Annotated in this window: 17 protein-coding genes and 1 tRNA gene; 11 read left to right on the forward strand and 7 right to left on the reverse strand. The window is 56.9% G+C overall.

Annotated features, from left to right (window positions below):
* Nucleotides 1-23: 23 nt before the first annotated feature.
* The 5 genes from GOW56_RS04185 to GOW56_RS04205 all read right to left on the reverse strand — a co-directional run bounded on the left by GOW56_RS04185 (nucleotide 24) and on the right by GOW56_RS04205 (nucleotide 3,356).
* The gene (locus GOW56_RS04185) at nucleotides 24-1,046 is read right to left on the reverse strand and encodes a GSU2403 family nucleotidyltransferase fold protein (protein WP_171205307.1); all 1,023 of its coding nucleotides are present in this window, start codon (nucleotides 1,044-1,046) and stop codon (nucleotides 24-26) included.
* A gap of 87 nt (nucleotides 1,047-1,133) precedes the next feature.
* Nucleotides 1,134-1,292 (reverse strand): hypothetical protein, encoded by a 159-nt coding sequence (locus tag GOW56_RS04190; RefSeq protein WP_254447153.1) that lies wholly within the window; start codon nucleotides 1,290-1,292, stop codon nucleotides 1,134-1,136.
* Between the two features lie 59 nt (nucleotides 1,293-1,351).
* Nucleotides 1,352-1,615, reverse strand: coding sequence for an N-6 DNA methylase (locus tag GOW56_RS04195; RefSeq protein ID WP_253282603.1), 264 nt, complete (start codon nucleotides 1,613-1,615; stop codon nucleotides 1,352-1,354).
* Between the two features lie 158 nt (nucleotides 1,616-1,773).
* Nucleotides 1,774-1,850: transfer RNA gene (locus GOW56_RS04200), tRNA-Pro, on the reverse strand.
* A 390-nt stretch (nucleotides 1,851-2,240) separates the two neighbouring features.
* On the reverse strand, nucleotides 2,241-3,356 hold the full coding sequence (locus GOW56_RS04205) for a class I SAM-dependent RNA methyltransferase (RefSeq protein ID WP_171205057.1): 1,116 nt from the start codon (nucleotides 3,354-3,356) through the stop codon (nucleotides 2,241-2,243).
* A gap of 297 nt (nucleotides 3,357-3,653) precedes the next feature.
* Between GOW56_RS04205 and GOW56_RS04210 the strand changes: the two genes are divergently transcribed.
* Genes GOW56_RS04210 through nqrF form a run of 6 tightly spaced genes read left to right on the forward strand, consistent with a single transcriptional unit; the run spans nucleotide 3,654 to nucleotide 9,526 of the window.
* On the forward strand, nucleotides 3,654-4,997 hold the full coding sequence (locus tag GOW56_RS04210; RefSeq protein ID WP_171205058.1) for a Na(+)-translocating NADH-quinone reductase subunit A: 1,344 nt from the start codon (nucleotides 3,654-3,656) through the stop codon (nucleotides 4,995-4,997).
* Between the two features lie 5 nt (nucleotides 4,998-5,002).
* Nucleotides 5,003-6,211, forward strand: a complete 1,209-nt coding sequence (locus GOW56_RS04215; RefSeq protein WP_171205059.1) for an NADH:ubiquinone reductase (Na(+)-transporting) subunit B — start codon at nucleotides 5,003-5,005, stop codon at nucleotides 6,209-6,211.
* Complete coding sequence (locus GOW56_RS04220; protein WP_171205060.1) at nucleotides 6,204-7,031, forward strand: Na(+)-translocating NADH-quinone reductase subunit C; 828 nt, start codon at nucleotides 6,204-6,206, stop codon at nucleotides 7,029-7,031. The genes GOW56_RS04215 and GOW56_RS04220 overlap by 8 nt, the downstream gene beginning before the upstream one ends.
* The gene (locus GOW56_RS04225) at nucleotides 7,031-7,684 is read left to right on the forward strand and encodes an NADH:ubiquinone reductase (Na(+)-transporting) subunit D (RefSeq protein WP_171205061.1); all 654 of its coding nucleotides are present in this window, start codon (nucleotides 7,031-7,033) and stop codon (nucleotides 7,682-7,684) included. Before GOW56_RS04220 ends, GOW56_RS04225 begins: the two co-directional genes overlap by 1 nt.
* A complete protein-coding gene (nqrE, locus tag GOW56_RS04230) occupies nucleotides 7,684-8,292 on the forward strand; it encodes an NADH:ubiquinone reductase (Na(+)-transporting) subunit E (protein ID WP_152460185.1) in 609 nt (202 codons plus the stop codon). The genes GOW56_RS04225 and nqrE overlap by 1 nt, the downstream gene beginning before the upstream one ends.
* A 10-nt stretch (nucleotides 8,293-8,302) precedes the next feature.
* Complete coding sequence (nqrF, locus tag GOW56_RS04235; RefSeq protein WP_171169459.1) at nucleotides 8,303-9,526, forward strand: NADH:ubiquinone reductase (Na(+)-transporting) subunit F; 1,224 nt, start codon at nucleotides 8,303-8,305, stop codon at nucleotides 9,524-9,526.
* A 59-nt stretch (nucleotides 9,527-9,585) separates the two neighbouring features.
* Here the strand turns inward: nqrF and GOW56_RS04240 are convergent, their stop codons facing one another.
* Nucleotides 9,586-10,599 carry an NAD-dependent epimerase/dehydratase family protein gene (locus GOW56_RS04240; protein WP_171205062.1) on the reverse strand — a complete coding sequence of 338 codons (1,014 nt, stop codon included), beginning with the start codon at nucleotides 10,597-10,599 and terminating at the stop codon, nucleotides 9,586-9,588.
* Nucleotides 10,600-10,834: 235 nt separating this feature from the next.
* Here GOW56_RS04240 and GOW56_RS04245 point away from each other — a divergent pair, with 235 nt between their 5' ends.
* Entirely contained in the window at nucleotides 10,835-11,548 is a 714-nt protein-coding gene (locus GOW56_RS04245) for a metallophosphoesterase family protein (RefSeq protein ID WP_254447154.1), read from the forward strand.
* 11 nt (nucleotides 11,549-11,559) lie between these two features.
* Here GOW56_RS04245 and GOW56_RS04250 read toward each other — a convergent pair whose 3' ends face one another.
* The gene (locus GOW56_RS04250; protein ID WP_171205064.1) at nucleotides 11,560-12,084 is read right to left on the reverse strand and encodes a CBS domain-containing protein; all 525 of its coding nucleotides are present in this window, start codon (nucleotides 12,082-12,084) and stop codon (nucleotides 11,560-11,562) included.
* A gap of 123 nt (nucleotides 12,085-12,207) precedes the next feature.
* Here GOW56_RS04250 and GOW56_RS04255 point away from each other — a divergent pair, with 123 nt between their 5' ends.
* The 4 genes from GOW56_RS04255 (at nucleotide 12,208) to GOW56_RS04270 (ending at nucleotide 15,479) form a co-directional block, all read left to right on the forward strand.
* Nucleotides 12,208-12,393 (forward strand): hypothetical protein, encoded by a 186-nt coding sequence (locus GOW56_RS04255; RefSeq protein ID WP_171205065.1) that lies wholly within the window; start codon nucleotides 12,208-12,210, stop codon nucleotides 12,391-12,393.
* Between the two features lie 66 nt (nucleotides 12,394-12,459).
* Nucleotides 12,460-13,485: an FAD:protein FMN transferase gene (locus tag GOW56_RS04260; RefSeq protein WP_254447155.1), complete on the forward strand. Its 1,026-nt coding sequence runs from the start codon at nucleotides 12,460-12,462 to the stop codon at nucleotides 13,483-13,485.
* 15 nt (nucleotides 13,486-13,500) lie between these two features.
* Nucleotides 13,501-13,737, forward strand: coding sequence for a (Na+)-NQR maturation NqrM (gene nqrM / locus GOW56_RS04265; RefSeq protein ID WP_152460192.1), 237 nt, complete (start codon nucleotides 13,501-13,503; stop codon nucleotides 13,735-13,737).
* Nucleotides 13,738-13,808: 71 nt separating this feature from the next.
* Nucleotides 13,809-15,479 carry a sulfatase-like hydrolase/transferase gene (locus tag GOW56_RS04270; RefSeq protein ID WP_171205067.1) on the forward strand — a complete coding sequence of 557 codons (1,671 nt, stop codon included), beginning with the start codon at nucleotides 13,809-13,811 and terminating at the stop codon, nucleotides 15,477-15,479.
* Nucleotides 15,480-15,530 lie beyond the last annotated feature (51 nt).

Genomic DNA, 15,530 nt, shown 5'->3' on the forward strand with positions numbered 1-15,530 from the left:
TGAGAGCACTGTCTACATGCGCGTTAATCCTGCAGTTCCTGTAACAGCCGCTGCGTTTTCGGCATGCGGTCTAGGCTGGCCTCAATCCTAGAACGCCACTTGGGGCCACGAGAGAGTGCATCTTCGTAGGCGTCATTCAATTCATCCGGCCGATCCTGAGCAAGCACCTCGACTAGAAACGCGGCCTGTCGTCTGTCCTTTTCTGCTTTGAGGGCATTTTCACCGGGACGGCGACGGTCCGCGACGATCAACTTGTGGATGGCATAGCGTTCTGGCTGCGGGATTTGCACCAAAACGCCACTCCGGTAGGTTACAGCAGCGTTGATTGGCTCCGCGATGAGGTAGTTCAGATGGTGCAATCCTTGCGCATCCACTCCCAAAGCGGGCAGTTCGCGCACATCCTCATCCTCACCGAATGATGGAGTGAGGAATTCTATCAGCGTGTCGCCTCGTGTCTGTTTCCAACGCCAGGTGCGTCCGGCCGTGAGACTGGGCTGCGCCATGAAGTCGAAATCGCGGAACACATCTTTCAGCGATGGTGATGCAGTGTCCTCCAGCACCAGCGACAACCTGGAAAAGCTGGCGATGTCGATGTCATCCGTGTGAGCGGTCATATCCATGTCGAAACGCACACCCAATTCACCTTCGTAAAGGCGGAAGGCGTGCGTCCCCACTATGGTGCCGCCTAGACGAAATACGCCGGACGTTGCCATCGCAGAGAGCAGGCTGCCCGTGGCAGCGTCCAGACCCAGAAAACCTTCTGCTCTTAGGAGCCGCACGAGGCGCGCCCGGTTGCGGCGGCGGTCTTCCTGTTGGGCTTTCAAAGTTTTGTGCTGTTCCAGCCTACCGCGCAGTTCCTCACAATCCTCTCCCAAGTAGTGCTTTTTGACATCGGAACCGACCCGGTAGGTGTCATACCAGTAGGTCCTGTTGTTGCGTTCGACTCGTGTGGGGGTGCCTCGGATGTCCGAAACAGCATCGTCCCGCAGTGAACGCAGGAGATCGTGATAAGCGGCATGTGCTATGGATGAATGGCGCGTGAACATCTTGGCTTCCACTGTGCTCAACGGATTTTAATTTTGTTGAACATAGCGTATGTTCAACAAAAAGTAAAGATGTTGAACACCACGTTTTTAGCTCTGTAATTCGTGAATAAACACAGATGGGCATGAATTTTTCGCGATGTCGCAAAGATGCGCGTGATGAGTCAGGTAGATCACCTGGCCGCTTTTGCTCATCTCAGCTAGCAGGCCGAAGGCCTCGGCGGTGCGGTCGTCGTCGAAGCTTTCCATGATGTCATCGGCAATGAACGGCACTGGGCCGTTGTTGCGAGCAAACTCGTGGTAGCCTGCTATGCGTAGCGCAAGGTGGTGTCGCCCCATTCGACCTGGTGGTTCACTTCCCCGTGCAGGAAGAGGTTCATTTTGGCCAGCGCCCAAGTAGAGCCGATGGCCTCTTGTCCAAACAGCGCATAGCCCTTACCACCCTTGTCACGGATCAGCTTGCCACATTTCATCAGCAGCGAAGCCGAGCCACAGGTGGGATCGCAGATGTGGTCCCCGGGTTGGCTGAGGCAGGTATCTCGATGGAGGAGATTGCACAGTTTTTCGGTCATTGAGACTCACGGATCACCGCATCCGTCTACGCGCGATACAGTCCGGAGCACCTACGTAAAGCGGCCAACGCGCTGGAATTCGACTAGCGCTCAGGTTCAATGAACCTCGGGTCACTGTCTCAAAAACAACAAAGGCGCCCTTGGGCGCCTTGTTGTATTGGTCGGAGTGAGAGGATTCGAACCTCCGACCCCTGCCTCCCGAAGACAGTGCTCTACCAGGCTGAGCTACACTCCGACCGTGGCGGGTGATCTATACGCGGCGTGTCTGATGCGCAAGAGGATTCTGTATTTCGATCACCCGAATCTTTCGAACGCAACAACCAAAAAAGGGCGGCGCACCGATAAGGTCGGAACCCGGTAATTTGAGCAGGTCTTCACGAATCGAAAAAACGAGCGGTTGCATGTCTGCGTTCTTCTGGTTGATCGGCACGCAAGAGTGCCCGCCAATTTGTTCACCCCTGCCGGGCAGGTCACAATTGCACCGGTGCTAAGACGTCGAGAGGTTCACAGGCACGTTGAAAGACAAGGGAACCGCACCCCTTTGCGGCGGAAACCCTGTGGTCTTCTTGTCCGCTCTCGCCCGCGCAGCCATCGTCATGAATTGGTTGTGAAGCATCCCAGGCAATCACGGCAAGGGGTCTGTTTGGTACAGACGAATTTTGGTTCCACCATGGTCGACGACCGGCCCCGGCGCCAGCAAAGGCATGCGTGTGGCCCGGGCAAGCCCCGGAGCGCTGGTGATCACGCCGACCCGCCATCCCTGGAACCGGTTCATCAAGGTCTTGCCCATCGCACCATAGACTGAACGCAAGCGTCTTTCGTCACCAATCCGCGCCCCGTAGGGCGGGTTCACAATGACCAGCCCCGCAGGACCTTCGGGGGGTCTCATGTCACTGACGGAACGCTGTTGAAACCGTGTCACATCACTGACCTGGGCCCTTTCGGCATTGGCAGTCGCCGCGTCAACCGCGCCGGAGTTGCGATCCGAGCCGTAGAAGGTAAGCGCGCATTCCGCCGTCTTCGATTCCCGTCGCATTTCCTGCCACTGATCAGGGTCAAAGCCCACAAGGTCTTCGAATGCAAAACTGCGGGAGCGGCCAGGGCGCAGGCCCAGAGCGATCTCGGCGGCCTCGATCACGAAGGTACCCGATCCGCACATCGGGTCCAGTACGGGTTCATCGCCCGAGTAGCCACACTCTCTCAGGAACATGGCGGCCATTGTTTCGCGCATTGGGGCCTTGGCAATGGCTTCCTTGTGACCGCGTTTGTGCAACAGCTCGCCGGAACTGTCGACCGAGATCGTGCAGATGTCTTTCTCGATTCGAAGCAAGACCCGAAGGTTTGCCTCGGATGAAATCGAGGTGCCCAATGTATCGGATATTGCCCGCTCGATCCTCTGACGAGCTGCACCGGCGTGATAAATTCTGGATTTGCGGCTGATGGCTTCCACCTTGACCGGCACGTCAGGACGCAAAACGGTGCCCCAAGGAAATTTCCGAGCACGTTTGTCCAATTGGGCAAGGTGCACGGCGGGGAAACTGCCCAGTCGCACCAGAACCTTGTTGGCGCCGCGCAGTGTCAGGTTGGCGCGCCAGACCTCGGGCCATGAACCCCGGCATGTCACCCCGCCGGGTACAGTTCTGACCTGCGCGAATCCGTTGAATTGCGCCTCGTCACCAAGAGGCGCCTCGAGGCCAGGCGTGGCAACCAGAAAGATTTCCAAATCTGTGTCTTTTTCCATTCCGGTTGCTTACACTGGAACCTTGTTGGGCGCGATATGCAATTATACGCCATGGAATCAGAAGAAATGACCGATCAATCGCAGGATTGTGTGGTTCATCCTCAAGTTTTGGCGGTAACAGGTTTGCGTTTGTGACCTTCCCCGCGTAAAGGGTCCTTGATCGGAAATACGCCTGCGGATTTTGGACCGTTTTCGACGCTTTTGCGACGGAGGCTCGAAAAAACCGCGCTATTGCATGACCCCGAAAGGGCGTTGGCAGAGCTGGCGCAGAAAAGAGGCTTGGAAGAACGTAGCAACATGCAAACTTTCAAACTGAAAAAGGGGCTGGATCTGCCGGTGGAAGGCGCTCCTGACCAGACCATTCACCCGGGCCCGGAATACTCGACCGTAGGCGTCCTGGGCGGTGACTACATCGGCCTGAAACCCAAGATGCTGGTGCAGGAAGGCGACAGTGTTGTGCGCGGCACGCCGCTGTTCTGCCACAAGGACGCGCCTGACGCGATGATGGTCGCCCCGGTCAGTGGCAGAGTCGTCGCGATCAACCGTGGTGCCCGTCGGGTGCTGCAAAGCGTCGTGATCGACGTGACCGACGCCAATGACGCCGGGCTGGATTTCTCGGGCATAGGGGATGCTGACAGCGCTGAAGGCGTGACAGCCAAGCTGTGCGCCGCCGGCCTGTGGACGTCGTTCCGCACGCGCCCCTATTCGAAAATGCCGAACCCCGGCATCAAACCGGATGCGATCTTTGTCACCGCCATGGACAGTGACCCGCTGGCCCCTGACGCTGCCACGATCATTGCCGAGGCGCCCGAAGAATTTACCGCCGGTTTGGCGGCAGTCAGCACACTGACCGAGGGCAAAACCTATCTTTGCCAAAAAGAGGGTGACACGATACCCGGCGCAGATGTCGCCGGTGTCGAAACCGCATCTTTCGCAGGCCCACACCCATCGGGCCTGGCCGGAACGCATATTCACTTCCTCGAACCCCTTGCAGGCGACAAGCAGGTCTGGACCATCGGGTATCAGGATGTCATCGCCATTGGCCGCCTGATGCTGACCGGCCATCTGGATCCGAATGTCGTGATTGCCCTGACGGGGCCGGGTGCGCGTCAACCGCGTTTGATCCGTACCGTGATGGGCGCATCAACTGACGATCTGACCCGCGACGAAGTCGATGTGGACGGCACGCCCCGTGTCATTTCGGGTTCGATCCTGTCGGGCCGGCGCGCAGACGGCCCGACCGCCTATCTGGGCCGGTTCGCGCGCCAGATCAGCATCATCCGTGAAGATCCCGATCAAATCCCGTTGGGCTGGATTCGTCCGATGCCGTCGAAATACGCGGTCCAGCCTGTATTGGGTTCGGCATTCGCCAAGAAGCTGTATGCCTTCACGTCCAACCTGAACGGCGGGCGTCGGGCCATGGTGCCCACAGGTGTTTTCGAAGACCTGATGCCGCAGGACTATCTGCCCACTCAGTTGCTGCGGGCGCTGCTGGTAATGGATACGGACACTGCCCAAGCCCTGGGTGCGCTGGAGCTGGACGAAGAGGATCTGGGCCTTGTGGGCTTTGCCTGTCCGGCAAAATATGAATACGGGCTGGCGCTTCGCGACTGCCTGAGCAAAATTGAAAAGGAGGGCTGAGCCGAATGGGTTTGCGCAGCTTCTTTGACAGGATCGAGCCGAACTTTACCAAGGGCGGCAAGTACGAAAAGTACTTCCCCATCTACGAGATGGTGGAAAGCTTCATCTACACTCCAAAAACCGTGACCACAGTGGCGCCGCACGCGCGGTCCTATGTGGATATGAAGCGGATCATGACCTATGTCGTGATCGCGACGATCCCCTGCATCCTGTGGGGGATGTGGAACACCGGCTATCAGGCGAACTCGGCGATTGCGTTGCTGGGGCCGGAATCGGCCACCGGCTGGCGGATTGCTTTGTTGCAGATGTTCGGGATTTCGCTGGACCCGTCCAGCATCTTTGCCAACGTCATGCATGGTCTGATGTATTTCCTTCCGATCTACATCGTCACGCTTGTCGCGGGCGGTATCTTCGAGGTCATCTTTGCCACCGTGCGCGGCCATGAGGTGAACGAAGGCTTCCTTGTTACATCAATGCTTTACACGCTGATCATGCCTGCTTCGACGCCCCTGTGGCAGGTGGCATTGGGCATCATCTTCGGCGTCGTGATCGGTAAGGAAGTGTTCGGGGGCACCGGCAAGAACTTTCTCAACCCCGCGCTTGTGGGGCGGGCGTTTTTGTATTTCGCCTATCCGGCGCAGATGTCGGGGGATGCGGTCTGGACACCCGTTGACGGGTTCTCGGGCGCAACTGCATTGGGCGTGTCTGCGGCCGAAGGTGTGCAGGCACTGGCCGCCGAAGGCATCACCTGGTCGAGCGCGTTTTTCGGCACCATTCAGGGCAGCTTTGGCGAAACATCGACACTGGCCTGCATGATCGGTCTGGCTTTCCTTCTGATGACCAGGATCGCCAACTACCGCCTGATTGTGGGCTGTCTGGGGGGCACCATCGGCTTTACCCTGCTGTTGAACCTGATCGGATCGGATACCAACCCGATGTTCGCGATGCCGTGGTACTGGCATATCGTATTGGGCGGTTACGCTTTCGGGCTGGCCTTTATGGTGACGGAACCGGTTTCGGCCAGCCACACCAATGTAGGGCGTTATATCTACGGCGCTTTGATCGGAGTCATGGTCGTGATGATCCGCGTGATCAACCCGGCTTTCCCCGAAGGGATGATGCTGGCAATCCTGTTCGGCAACGTCTTTGCACCGCTGATCGATTATTTCGTCGTGCAAGCCAACATCAAACGGAGGGCGCGTCGCCATGTCTGATACGCAATCCCCAGATCAAAACGAGGCACCCAAGGGCGCATTGGCCAAATTCCTGGCGGCGTCGCCGGATTCTGTTGGCAAGACGATCTTCATCGCCGTTGCCGTCTGTCTGGTCGCCTCGATGGTAGTGTCTGCGGCCGCAGTCAGCCTGCGCCCGGTGCAAGAGGCCAACCGCCTGAAGGACAAACAGGTAAACGTTCTGCAAGTTGCGGGCGTGTTCGAACCGGGCATCGACGTAACAGAGGCTTTTGCCGCCTTCGAACCACGTGTGCTGGAGCTGTCCACAGGCACCTTCGTCGATGATCAGTTTGATCCGACTACGTTTGACGACATCGCCGCCGCCAGCGATCCAGAGCTGAGCGTCGCGCTGGACAATGACCCAGCCGGTATCGGCCGCAAATCCAAGTACCGTGTTATCTATCTGCTGCGCGATGATGCGGGTGATCTGGACAAGGTGATCCTGCCTCTGCACGGATACGGCCTGTGGTCGACGCTCTATGGGTTTATCGCGCTTGAAAACAACGGCAACGATATCTACGGCCTGCAATTCTATCAGCATGGTGAAACTCCGGGTCTTGGGGCCGAGGTGGACAACCCGCGCTGGAAAGCCCTGTGGAACGGGAAAAAGCTGCGCGACGAAGCAGGGGATCTGCAAATCACCGTTGCCAAATCGCAGCCCGCAGCCGGGCCAGATTTCTACGTGGATGCGTTGGCGGGGGCCACGCTGACCTCGGTCGGCGTCGATAACCTTGTGAAATTCTGGATGGGCGATGCGGGCTACGGTCCCTTCCTGGCCAAACTTCAAGCAGGAGAGATTTGATGCCCCAGACCAAGAAAGAGATGCTGGTCGACCCGCTTGTCGACAACAATCCGATCACATTGCAGGTGCTGGGCATCTGTTCGGCGCTTGCGGTGACATCATCGCTGCAAGTGTCGATGGTGATGGCGCTGGCAGTGATCTTCGTGACCTCGTTTTCGTCGTTCTTCATTTCATGCCTGCGAAATCAGATCCCCGGTTCGATCCGGATCATCGTTCAGATGGTGATCATCGCGTCGTTGGTGATCCTGGTGGACCAGATCCTTAAAGCCTATGCTTTCGAGATTTCGAAAACCCTGTCGGTTTTCGTCGGCCTGATCATCACCAACTGCATCGTGATGGGCCGCGCCGAGGCATTTGCGATGAAGAACCCTCCGGTTGCGTCCTTCATCGACGGAATGGGCAACGGCATGGGCTATGGTCTGATCCTGCTGCTGGTCGGCTTCATTCGCGAGCTGTTTGGCGCGGGGTCGCTGTTCGGCGTCACGATTCTGGAAACCGTCAACAACGGCGGCTGGTACGTGCCCAACGGCATGCTGCTGTTGCCGCCCTCGGCGTTCTTCATCATCGGTCTGATCATCTGGGCCTTCCGCACATGGAAGCCGAACCAGGTGGAAGAGCGTGAATACAAAATTCAGCAGGTAGAGGCCCACTGATGGAAGGTCTGATCTCACTGGCCGTAAAGGCCATCTTTGTCGAAAACCTTGCGCTCAGCTTTTTTCTTGGCATGTGCACTTTCATCGCCGTGTCCAAGAAGATTTCGACAGCGCTGGGGCTGGGGATTTCGGTCATGGTCGTGCAGGCCATCACCGTGCCTGCCAACAACCTGCTGCTGAACTACCTGCTGAAACCGGGCGCGCTGGCCTGGGCCGGGTTCCCGGATGTGGACCTGACCTTCCTTGGCCTGATTTCCTATATCGGCGTGATCGCGGCGATGGTGCAGATCCTCGAGATGGTTTTGGACAAGTATTTCCCACCGCTTTACAACGCGCTGGGGATCTTTCTGCCACTGATCACGGTGAACTGCGCCATCCTTGGCGGGTCGCTGTTCATGGTGGAGCGTGACTATAACTTTACCGAGGCGGCGACTTATGGCTTGTCTTCCGGTTTTGGCTGGGCGCTGGCAATCACGGCAATGGCCGGAGTGCGGGAAAAGCTGAAATATTCGGACATTCCCGATGGTCTGCAAGGTCTGGGCATTACTTTCATTACCGCAGGTCTGATGGCTATGGCCTTCATGTCCTTCTCGGGCGTGAAACTGTAAGGGGGCGTTGATGGAAACCTTTACCTTAGGCGTAGCTCTTTTCACCGTAATCGTTCTGGCATTGGTGGCCATCATCATGGCCGCCCGATCCAAGCTGGTATCGACTGGAAACGTCAACATTACGATCAACGGCGAAAAGACGATTTCCGTTCCGGCAGGTGGCAAGCTGCTACAGACACTGGCTGCCGAGAAGCTGTTTGTCCCTTCGGCCTGCGGTGGCGGCGGCACCTGTGCGCAGTGCCGGGTGCGGGTGCATTCGGGGGGCGGGTCGATCCTGCCGACCGAAGAAAGCCATATCACGAAACGTGAAGCGTCATGTGGTGATCGCCTGTCTTGCCAGGTGGCGGTCAAGCAGGACATGGATATCGAAGTTCCGGAGGAAGTCTTCGGCGTCAAGAAATGGGAATGTACCGTTCGGTCGAACGAAAACGTAGCGACCTTCATCAAGGCCTTGATCCTGGACCTGCCCGAGGGCGAGGATGTGAACTTCCGCGCCGGTGGCTACATCCAGATCGAAGCACCAGCACACCAGTTGAAATACACGGATTTCGACATTGAAGAGGAATATCGCGAGGATTGGGATCGCTTCAATCTGTGGCAATATGAATCGGTGGTGACCGAACCCATCGAGCGCGCCTATTCGATGGCCAACTACCCGGACGAAAAAGGCATGATCATGCTGAACGTCCGCGTGGCCTCGCCGCCGCCGGGGTCCGAAGGCATTCCGCCGGGTCAGATGTCGTCCTACATCTTCAACCTGAAGCCGGGTGACAAGGTCACCATTTCAGGCCCATTCGGCGAGTTCTTTGCCCGTGAAACTGACAAAGAGATGGTCTTCATTGGCGGCGGCGCCGGTATGGCACCCATGCGCAGCCATATCTTTGATCAGCTAAAGCGGCTTCAGAACCGCAACCGGAAGATCAGCTTCTGGTACGGTGCGCGGTCGAAGAAAGAGATGTTCTTTGTCGAAGACTTCGACAGTCTGGCTGAAGAATTCGACAATTTCGAATGGCACGTGGCCTTGTCGGACGCGCAGCCCGAGGACAATTGGAAAGGCTATACCGGCTTCATCCACAACGTATTGTTCGAAGAATACCTCAAGAACCACCCCGCGCCTGAGGATTGCGAATACTACATGTGTGGTCCGCCAATCATGAACCAGTCGGTCATCAACATGCTGCTGGATCTGGGCGTGGACCGCGAAGACATCATGCTCGACGATTTCGGCGGGTAAGGAACAAAAAAGAACCGGCGTTGAAGACGCCGGTTCTTTCATTTGGCGATAGGCCTACGTTATTTTCCGTAATAATCTCGGTACCACGCAACGAACTGGGTGATGCCGTCTTTCAGGTCTGTCCGGGGACGATAGTTCGTCAGTCTTTGTAGCAGCCGATTGTCCGCCCAGGTGGCATGAACATCACCCATCTGCATCGGCATGAAGTTCTTGATCGCCTTCTGCCCCACGGCCTGTTCGATGGCTTCGATGAAATCCATCAGGCGCACTTTTTCTCCGTTGCCGATATTCACGATGCGGTAGGGCGCGACGGGGGACAGGCTGTCTCCGTCCTCGATACCCTCACGGCTGGCTGGCCGCACCGGAGGCACATCGATCAGCAATCTGATGCCGCGTACAAGGTCTTGGACATGGGTGAAATCCCGGTGCATGTCGCCGTGATTGTAAATGTCGATCGGGCGGCCATCCAGGATGGCGGCGACAAATTTGAAATACGCCAGATCCGGTCGTCCCCAAGTGCCGTAGACGGTAAAGAAGCGGAACATGGTCGTCGGCAAATCCCAAAGATGCGCATAGGAATGCCCCATCGCCTCATTCGCCTTCTTTGTCGCGGAATAGATGGTCAGTTGGGTGTCGGCTTTTTCCGTCTCAGTAAACGGCATGTCTTCGTTGGCACCGTATATCGAAGAGGTAGATGCCATCAAAAGATGATCCACCTTATGTTGCCGTGCAATTTCCATCACGTTGAATGTTCCAACGACATTCGATTCAACATAGCTGCGTGGATGTTCCAAACTGTGTCTCACACCGGCTTGAGCCGCCAGATGAACGATGACTTCCGGCTGAAATTCTTCGGCGACCTGCAACAGCCGATCATAATTTTCCAACCGATCCTCGGTTGCCGTGAATCCGGGTGTCTGAAGCAGAATTTGATGGCGACGCTGTTTCAGGACCACATCATAGTAATCCGTCATCCCGTCGTATCCATGCACGCGGAACCCTTCCTCTAACAGCAGCTTTGCCAGATGGAACCCGATGAACCCCGCAGAGCCCGTAATCAAAACCCGTTTCATAGAACCCTCAAAACGCCCTGCACGATCATCGCTGAACAAAAGGTTCTTCCCCTGATGCCGGGTCAAACATTTTGAACTGCGCCGAAGGTCATATCGAACATCCAGACGTCATTGGTCAACTCTTTGCTGATTCAATCAGATGCTCATTGCCGCCAATGGGCGAGAAGGATAGGGATCAACATGTATGATTGCGAACTGGATCAGACGGTGGTTCGACCGCAGGGCGGGGCGGACAATGAATGCAGTGTCTTGCGACATCGCTCCGGCCGAGAAAGTGACGGCCGTGGGCGATATTCACGGTCGTCTGGACTTGTTGCAGGCGTTGTTGCCCCGACTGGACGATCAAAGCTTGCTGGTCTTTGTCGGAGATTACATTGATCGGGGGCCATACAGCGCGCAGGTGCTGCGCCACCTGTTTCACCTGAGCGAGACGTCAGGAGGACGCGTTCAATGTCTTCTTGGAAACCACGAAGAGTTTCTGTTGCAATTCCTGGAGGCGCCGGAACGCAACGCCCGGCTTTGGTTTCAAAATGGGGGTGTACATACACTGGCGTCTTTCGGGTTGAAACCGCCCGGGGATATCGACAACAACCAGCAGGTTCGAAAACTGGCGGATGATCTTCGCCTTAAGATGGGCGAAAGCCTGATCAACTGGCTAGCCGACCGGCCATTGACCTGGACCACCGGCAACGTCACTTTCGTTCATGCGGCGCTGGACCCCCGACATCCGATTGAGGCCCAGGATCGCCAGATTTGTCTTTGGGGACATCCCATGTTTCCCAGGCTGGCCCGCAGCGATGGCCAATGGGTGGTACATGGCCACACGATCGTGGACCTGCCCCGGATCAGGAAGCGGGTGGTATCGATTGACACGGGCGCTTTCGCTTCGGGTCGATTGACAGCCGCCGAGATCAACGCCGGTTGTGTTCGGTTCACCTCGACCGGATGAACAGTGGGCCTTTAACCGACGATCATTTGCTTCATGCGAAGCGCTTCATATTCCAGCTCTTTAAGGCGGAAGTGGACAACGTCTCCGATCGTGATGACGCCGCACAAGTGACCGTCGCGCAGCACCGGCATATGGCGAAAACGGCCCTCGGTCATCGTTTTCAGAACTTCATTCAGCAGATCGTTCGGTGTGCAGGTCTTAACATCCCTGGTCATGAGATCTTCGACCGATTGCGGAAGGGTCTGGCCGGGTGTGTCTGCCATGCGCCGAACGATGTCGCGTTCTGACAAAATCCCCTGCAATGCCCCGTTCTGATCCGTCACTAGAACTGCACCGATCCGCTTTTCCTTCAGCGTGTTGACCACAGAATGGATGGTGTCATTTGGCCGCACCGAAAACACCGCGTCCCCTTTACCTTCAAGCAGCTTGGCCACGGTTGTCTGCGAATGCGACAGGTTCGATTCCGCAGACTGGCTGTACGTCGTCTTGTCAGCCTTGTCGCCGCGCGAAGGCGACTGGTAAGAGGTTGGAGCCATGGGCAATCTCCTTGTGGTTCTTGCAAAGTCTTTCCCTTTCACCTTAGCGCAGCTAAACGACCTGTATAGGGTGCAATTGCGCCGATCGGCAAAAACGCGGGCCCGGAAAGGACGTTCAAGCCATTGAGTGAACTCTATCTTACGCCACCCATAGCGGCATTGATCTTCTTTGCCGTTGTTGTTTGTGGCCACAATTTCCGCATGGCGTGGAAGCAACAGCTGCCGGGTTGGCAAAAACGTGCGTGGTTGTTCGGCGTGCCGGCGGGGGTCGGCCTTTTGATGCTGGGTTTCCTGCCGTTGAAGATGTGATCGCAGTTTGACTCTGGCCGGGGCCACTGGCATATGCCGGGCACAGAATTTCCCGGAGATCGCCCTATGCGTCTTATGCCTTTACTGGCCGTTGCCACCCTTCTTTCCGGCTGTTTGTTCGACAAAGAACCCGAGGTGGTTCGTCTTTCGGGCGAAACGATGGGCACGACCTTCAACATAACCGCGATCGGCGAAGATCTTGATGAGGCCGCATTGGCCGCGGCCGTCGAAGAGACGCTGGCCGAGGTGAACGCCAAAATGTCCAACTGGGATCCAGAATCCGAGGTGTCCGTCTTTTCGGCGTCAACCAGCACAGCCCCCGTTCCGGTCTCGGACGAACTCGCATTGGTCCTTTCGGCAGCCTATGACGTGCACGAAAAAACCGGTGGGACTTTTGATGTAACTCTGGGCCCGCTGATCGAACTTTGGGGCTTTGGCCCACGCAAGCCCGAGGATCCGGTGCCATCGGATACCGAAATCGAGGCCGCGTTGAGCGGCGTCGGGCAGGCCCGTTTGCTGACGCTCGACACCGAAGCCGGCACGCTGTCGAAGGCTGATCCAAAGGTGGGCATCAACCTGTCGGCGATTGCAAAGGGCTATGGCATCGATACGGTTGCCGGTGCTTTGCAGGATGCCGGTATCGACGATTACCTTGTCGAGATCGGCGGTGATCTTGTTGCCAAAGGCAAGAATGAGCAGGGCGAAGCCTGGCGCATTGGCATCGAAAAGCCTGAAACGGGCGCTCAGAGCATTCAACTGATCGTTTCTCTGGATGATCGCGGCATGGCCAGCTCGGGCGATTACAAGAATTTCTTCGAACAGGACGGCGTGCGTTATTCGCATATCATCGATCCGACCACGGGACGCCCGATCACACATCCCACGACCTCTGTCACGGTTCTGGCGGAAAACGCAATGTTGGCGGATGCCTGGGCAACGGCCATGCTGGCTTTGGGTCACGAGAAGGGAATGGACATTGCGGAAAAGTATAAACTTGCCGTGTACTTCATCTCGCGGGATGTGACAGGCGGCGAAGATGCCTATATTACTTCGCACAGCACCGAGTTCAAAAACGCTTTGGGAACCAACTGACAGGCAGGAACCGAGATGAGCACTTTTATTCTGGCCTTTATTCTTTTGGCGCTTGTCATGGTCGGTATGTCATTGGGTGTCATGCTGATGGGCAAGACCATCAAAGGCAGCTGCGGTGGCCTGAATGCGATCTCGGGCGCCGATAAATGCGTTGTGTGCCAAAAGGATGTCGACCCGGACAGCCCGCTGCGCGACCAATTGCAATGCAAACGTGCCAGGAAGATGCTGGAACAGATGGAACATCAGGCCTGAAGCAAGTTTTGCTTCGCTCTGCGAACGGAAGTGGCTAACTAGGTCCTCATGACTTTCGGGGAGGCACCGCGTTGGCCAAGGCAAAGAATATCCTGTTCATCATGTTCGACCAGCTGCGCTGGGATTATCTGAGCTGTTACGGGCACCCACATCTGCATACTCCGAATATCGATCGTCTGGCCGCGCGCGGTGTCCGCTTTGACCGGGCCTATATCCAATCGCCGATTTGCGGCAGTTCCCGCATGTCGACCTATACCGGGCGCTATGTGCATTCCCATGGGGCCTCATGGAACAACATTCCCCTCAAAGTGGGTGAGATCACGTTGGGCGACCACCTGCGCAAGGCGGGAATGGATTGCTGGCTGGTCGGCAAGACCCATATGGCCGCCGATGCCGAGGGGATGGCCCGTCTTGGGCTGGAGCCCGACAGCATCATCGGGGCCCGCGTCGCGGAATGCGGGTTTGACGTGTTCGAACGCGATGACGGGTTGCGTGCAGAGGGTCCGGACGGATTCTATGACCCGGACGGAGCAAAGAAATACAACCATTACCTTGCAGACAAGGGATACGAGAGCGACAATCCGTGGCATGATTTTGCCAATTCCGGTCTGGATGCCGATGGCAACGTGCTGTCAGGGTGGTTCCTGAAAAATTCATCCGAACCTGCAAATATCGCGGAAGAGGACAGTGAAACACCATATCTGACCACCCGTGGAATCGAGTTCATGGACAGCCATGAAGGACCGTGGTGCTGTCACCTCAGCTACATCAAGCCTCACTGGCCTTACATCGTGCCGGAACCTTACGCTTCGATGTACGGGCCCGAACATGTCGTGCCCGTGGTCCGCTCGGAAGCTGAGCGAAAGAATGCCCATCCCGTCCTGAAGGCCTTCATGGACACCAAGGTCGGGCAGGCTTTTTCGCGCGAGGATGTCCGCGAGGCGGTGATCCCGGCTTACATGGGGCTGATCAAACAAGCGGATGACCAGATGGGTCGTCTGTTCGACTGGATGGAGAAAACCGGGCGGATGGACGACACGATGATCGTGCTGACCTCGGATCACGGTGATTTTCTGGGCGACCACTGGATGGGTGAGAAGACTTTCTTCCACGATGCCTCCACCAAAATGCCGCTGATCATTTATGACCCGTCACCCGAAGCGGACGTCACGCGCGGTACCACCTGCGACGCGCTGGTCGAGTCGATCGATCTGGCGCCAACGTTTCTGGAACTGGCAGGCGGCGAAAAAGCCGGGCATATTCTCGAGGGGCATTCTCTGCTGCCGATCCTGCATGGTCAGTCCGACAAAACGCCCCGACAGGTCGCGATTTGCGAGTATGACTATTCCGCGTCCCCCATCGCGCAGCGACTGAATGCATCGGTTCGAGATGCGGTGATGTTCATGGTCGCGAATGAAAAGTGGAAGCTCATCCATTGCGAGGGCGGGTACAGGCCGATCCTGTTCGATCTGGAAAACGACCCCGATGAACTGGTGGATCTGGGTGACAGCGCGGATCATTCGGAAGTCATCGCGCAAATGTACGATCACCTGTTTGCCTGGGCGCGGCGCCCGTCACAGCGCACCACCCGGTCCGAACAGCAGTTGATCGATATGCGGACCCGAAGCGGGGGCACGGGCATCATGATCGGCATCTACGACGAAAACGACACGCCGCTGGAACTGACGGTCAAGTATCGCAACCGCAAGGCGAAGCCATACACGCGTTACCTCAAAGACTAGTCTCGTCCGGGTTTTCACCGATACAACCATGATGGCTTTAAGTCGAAAAAT

The sequence above is a fragment of the Ruegeria sp. HKCCA0235A genome, from assembly GCF_013033235.1.
Classification (GTDB): Bacteria; Pseudomonadota; Alphaproteobacteria; order Rhodobacterales; family Rhodobacteraceae; genus Ruegeria.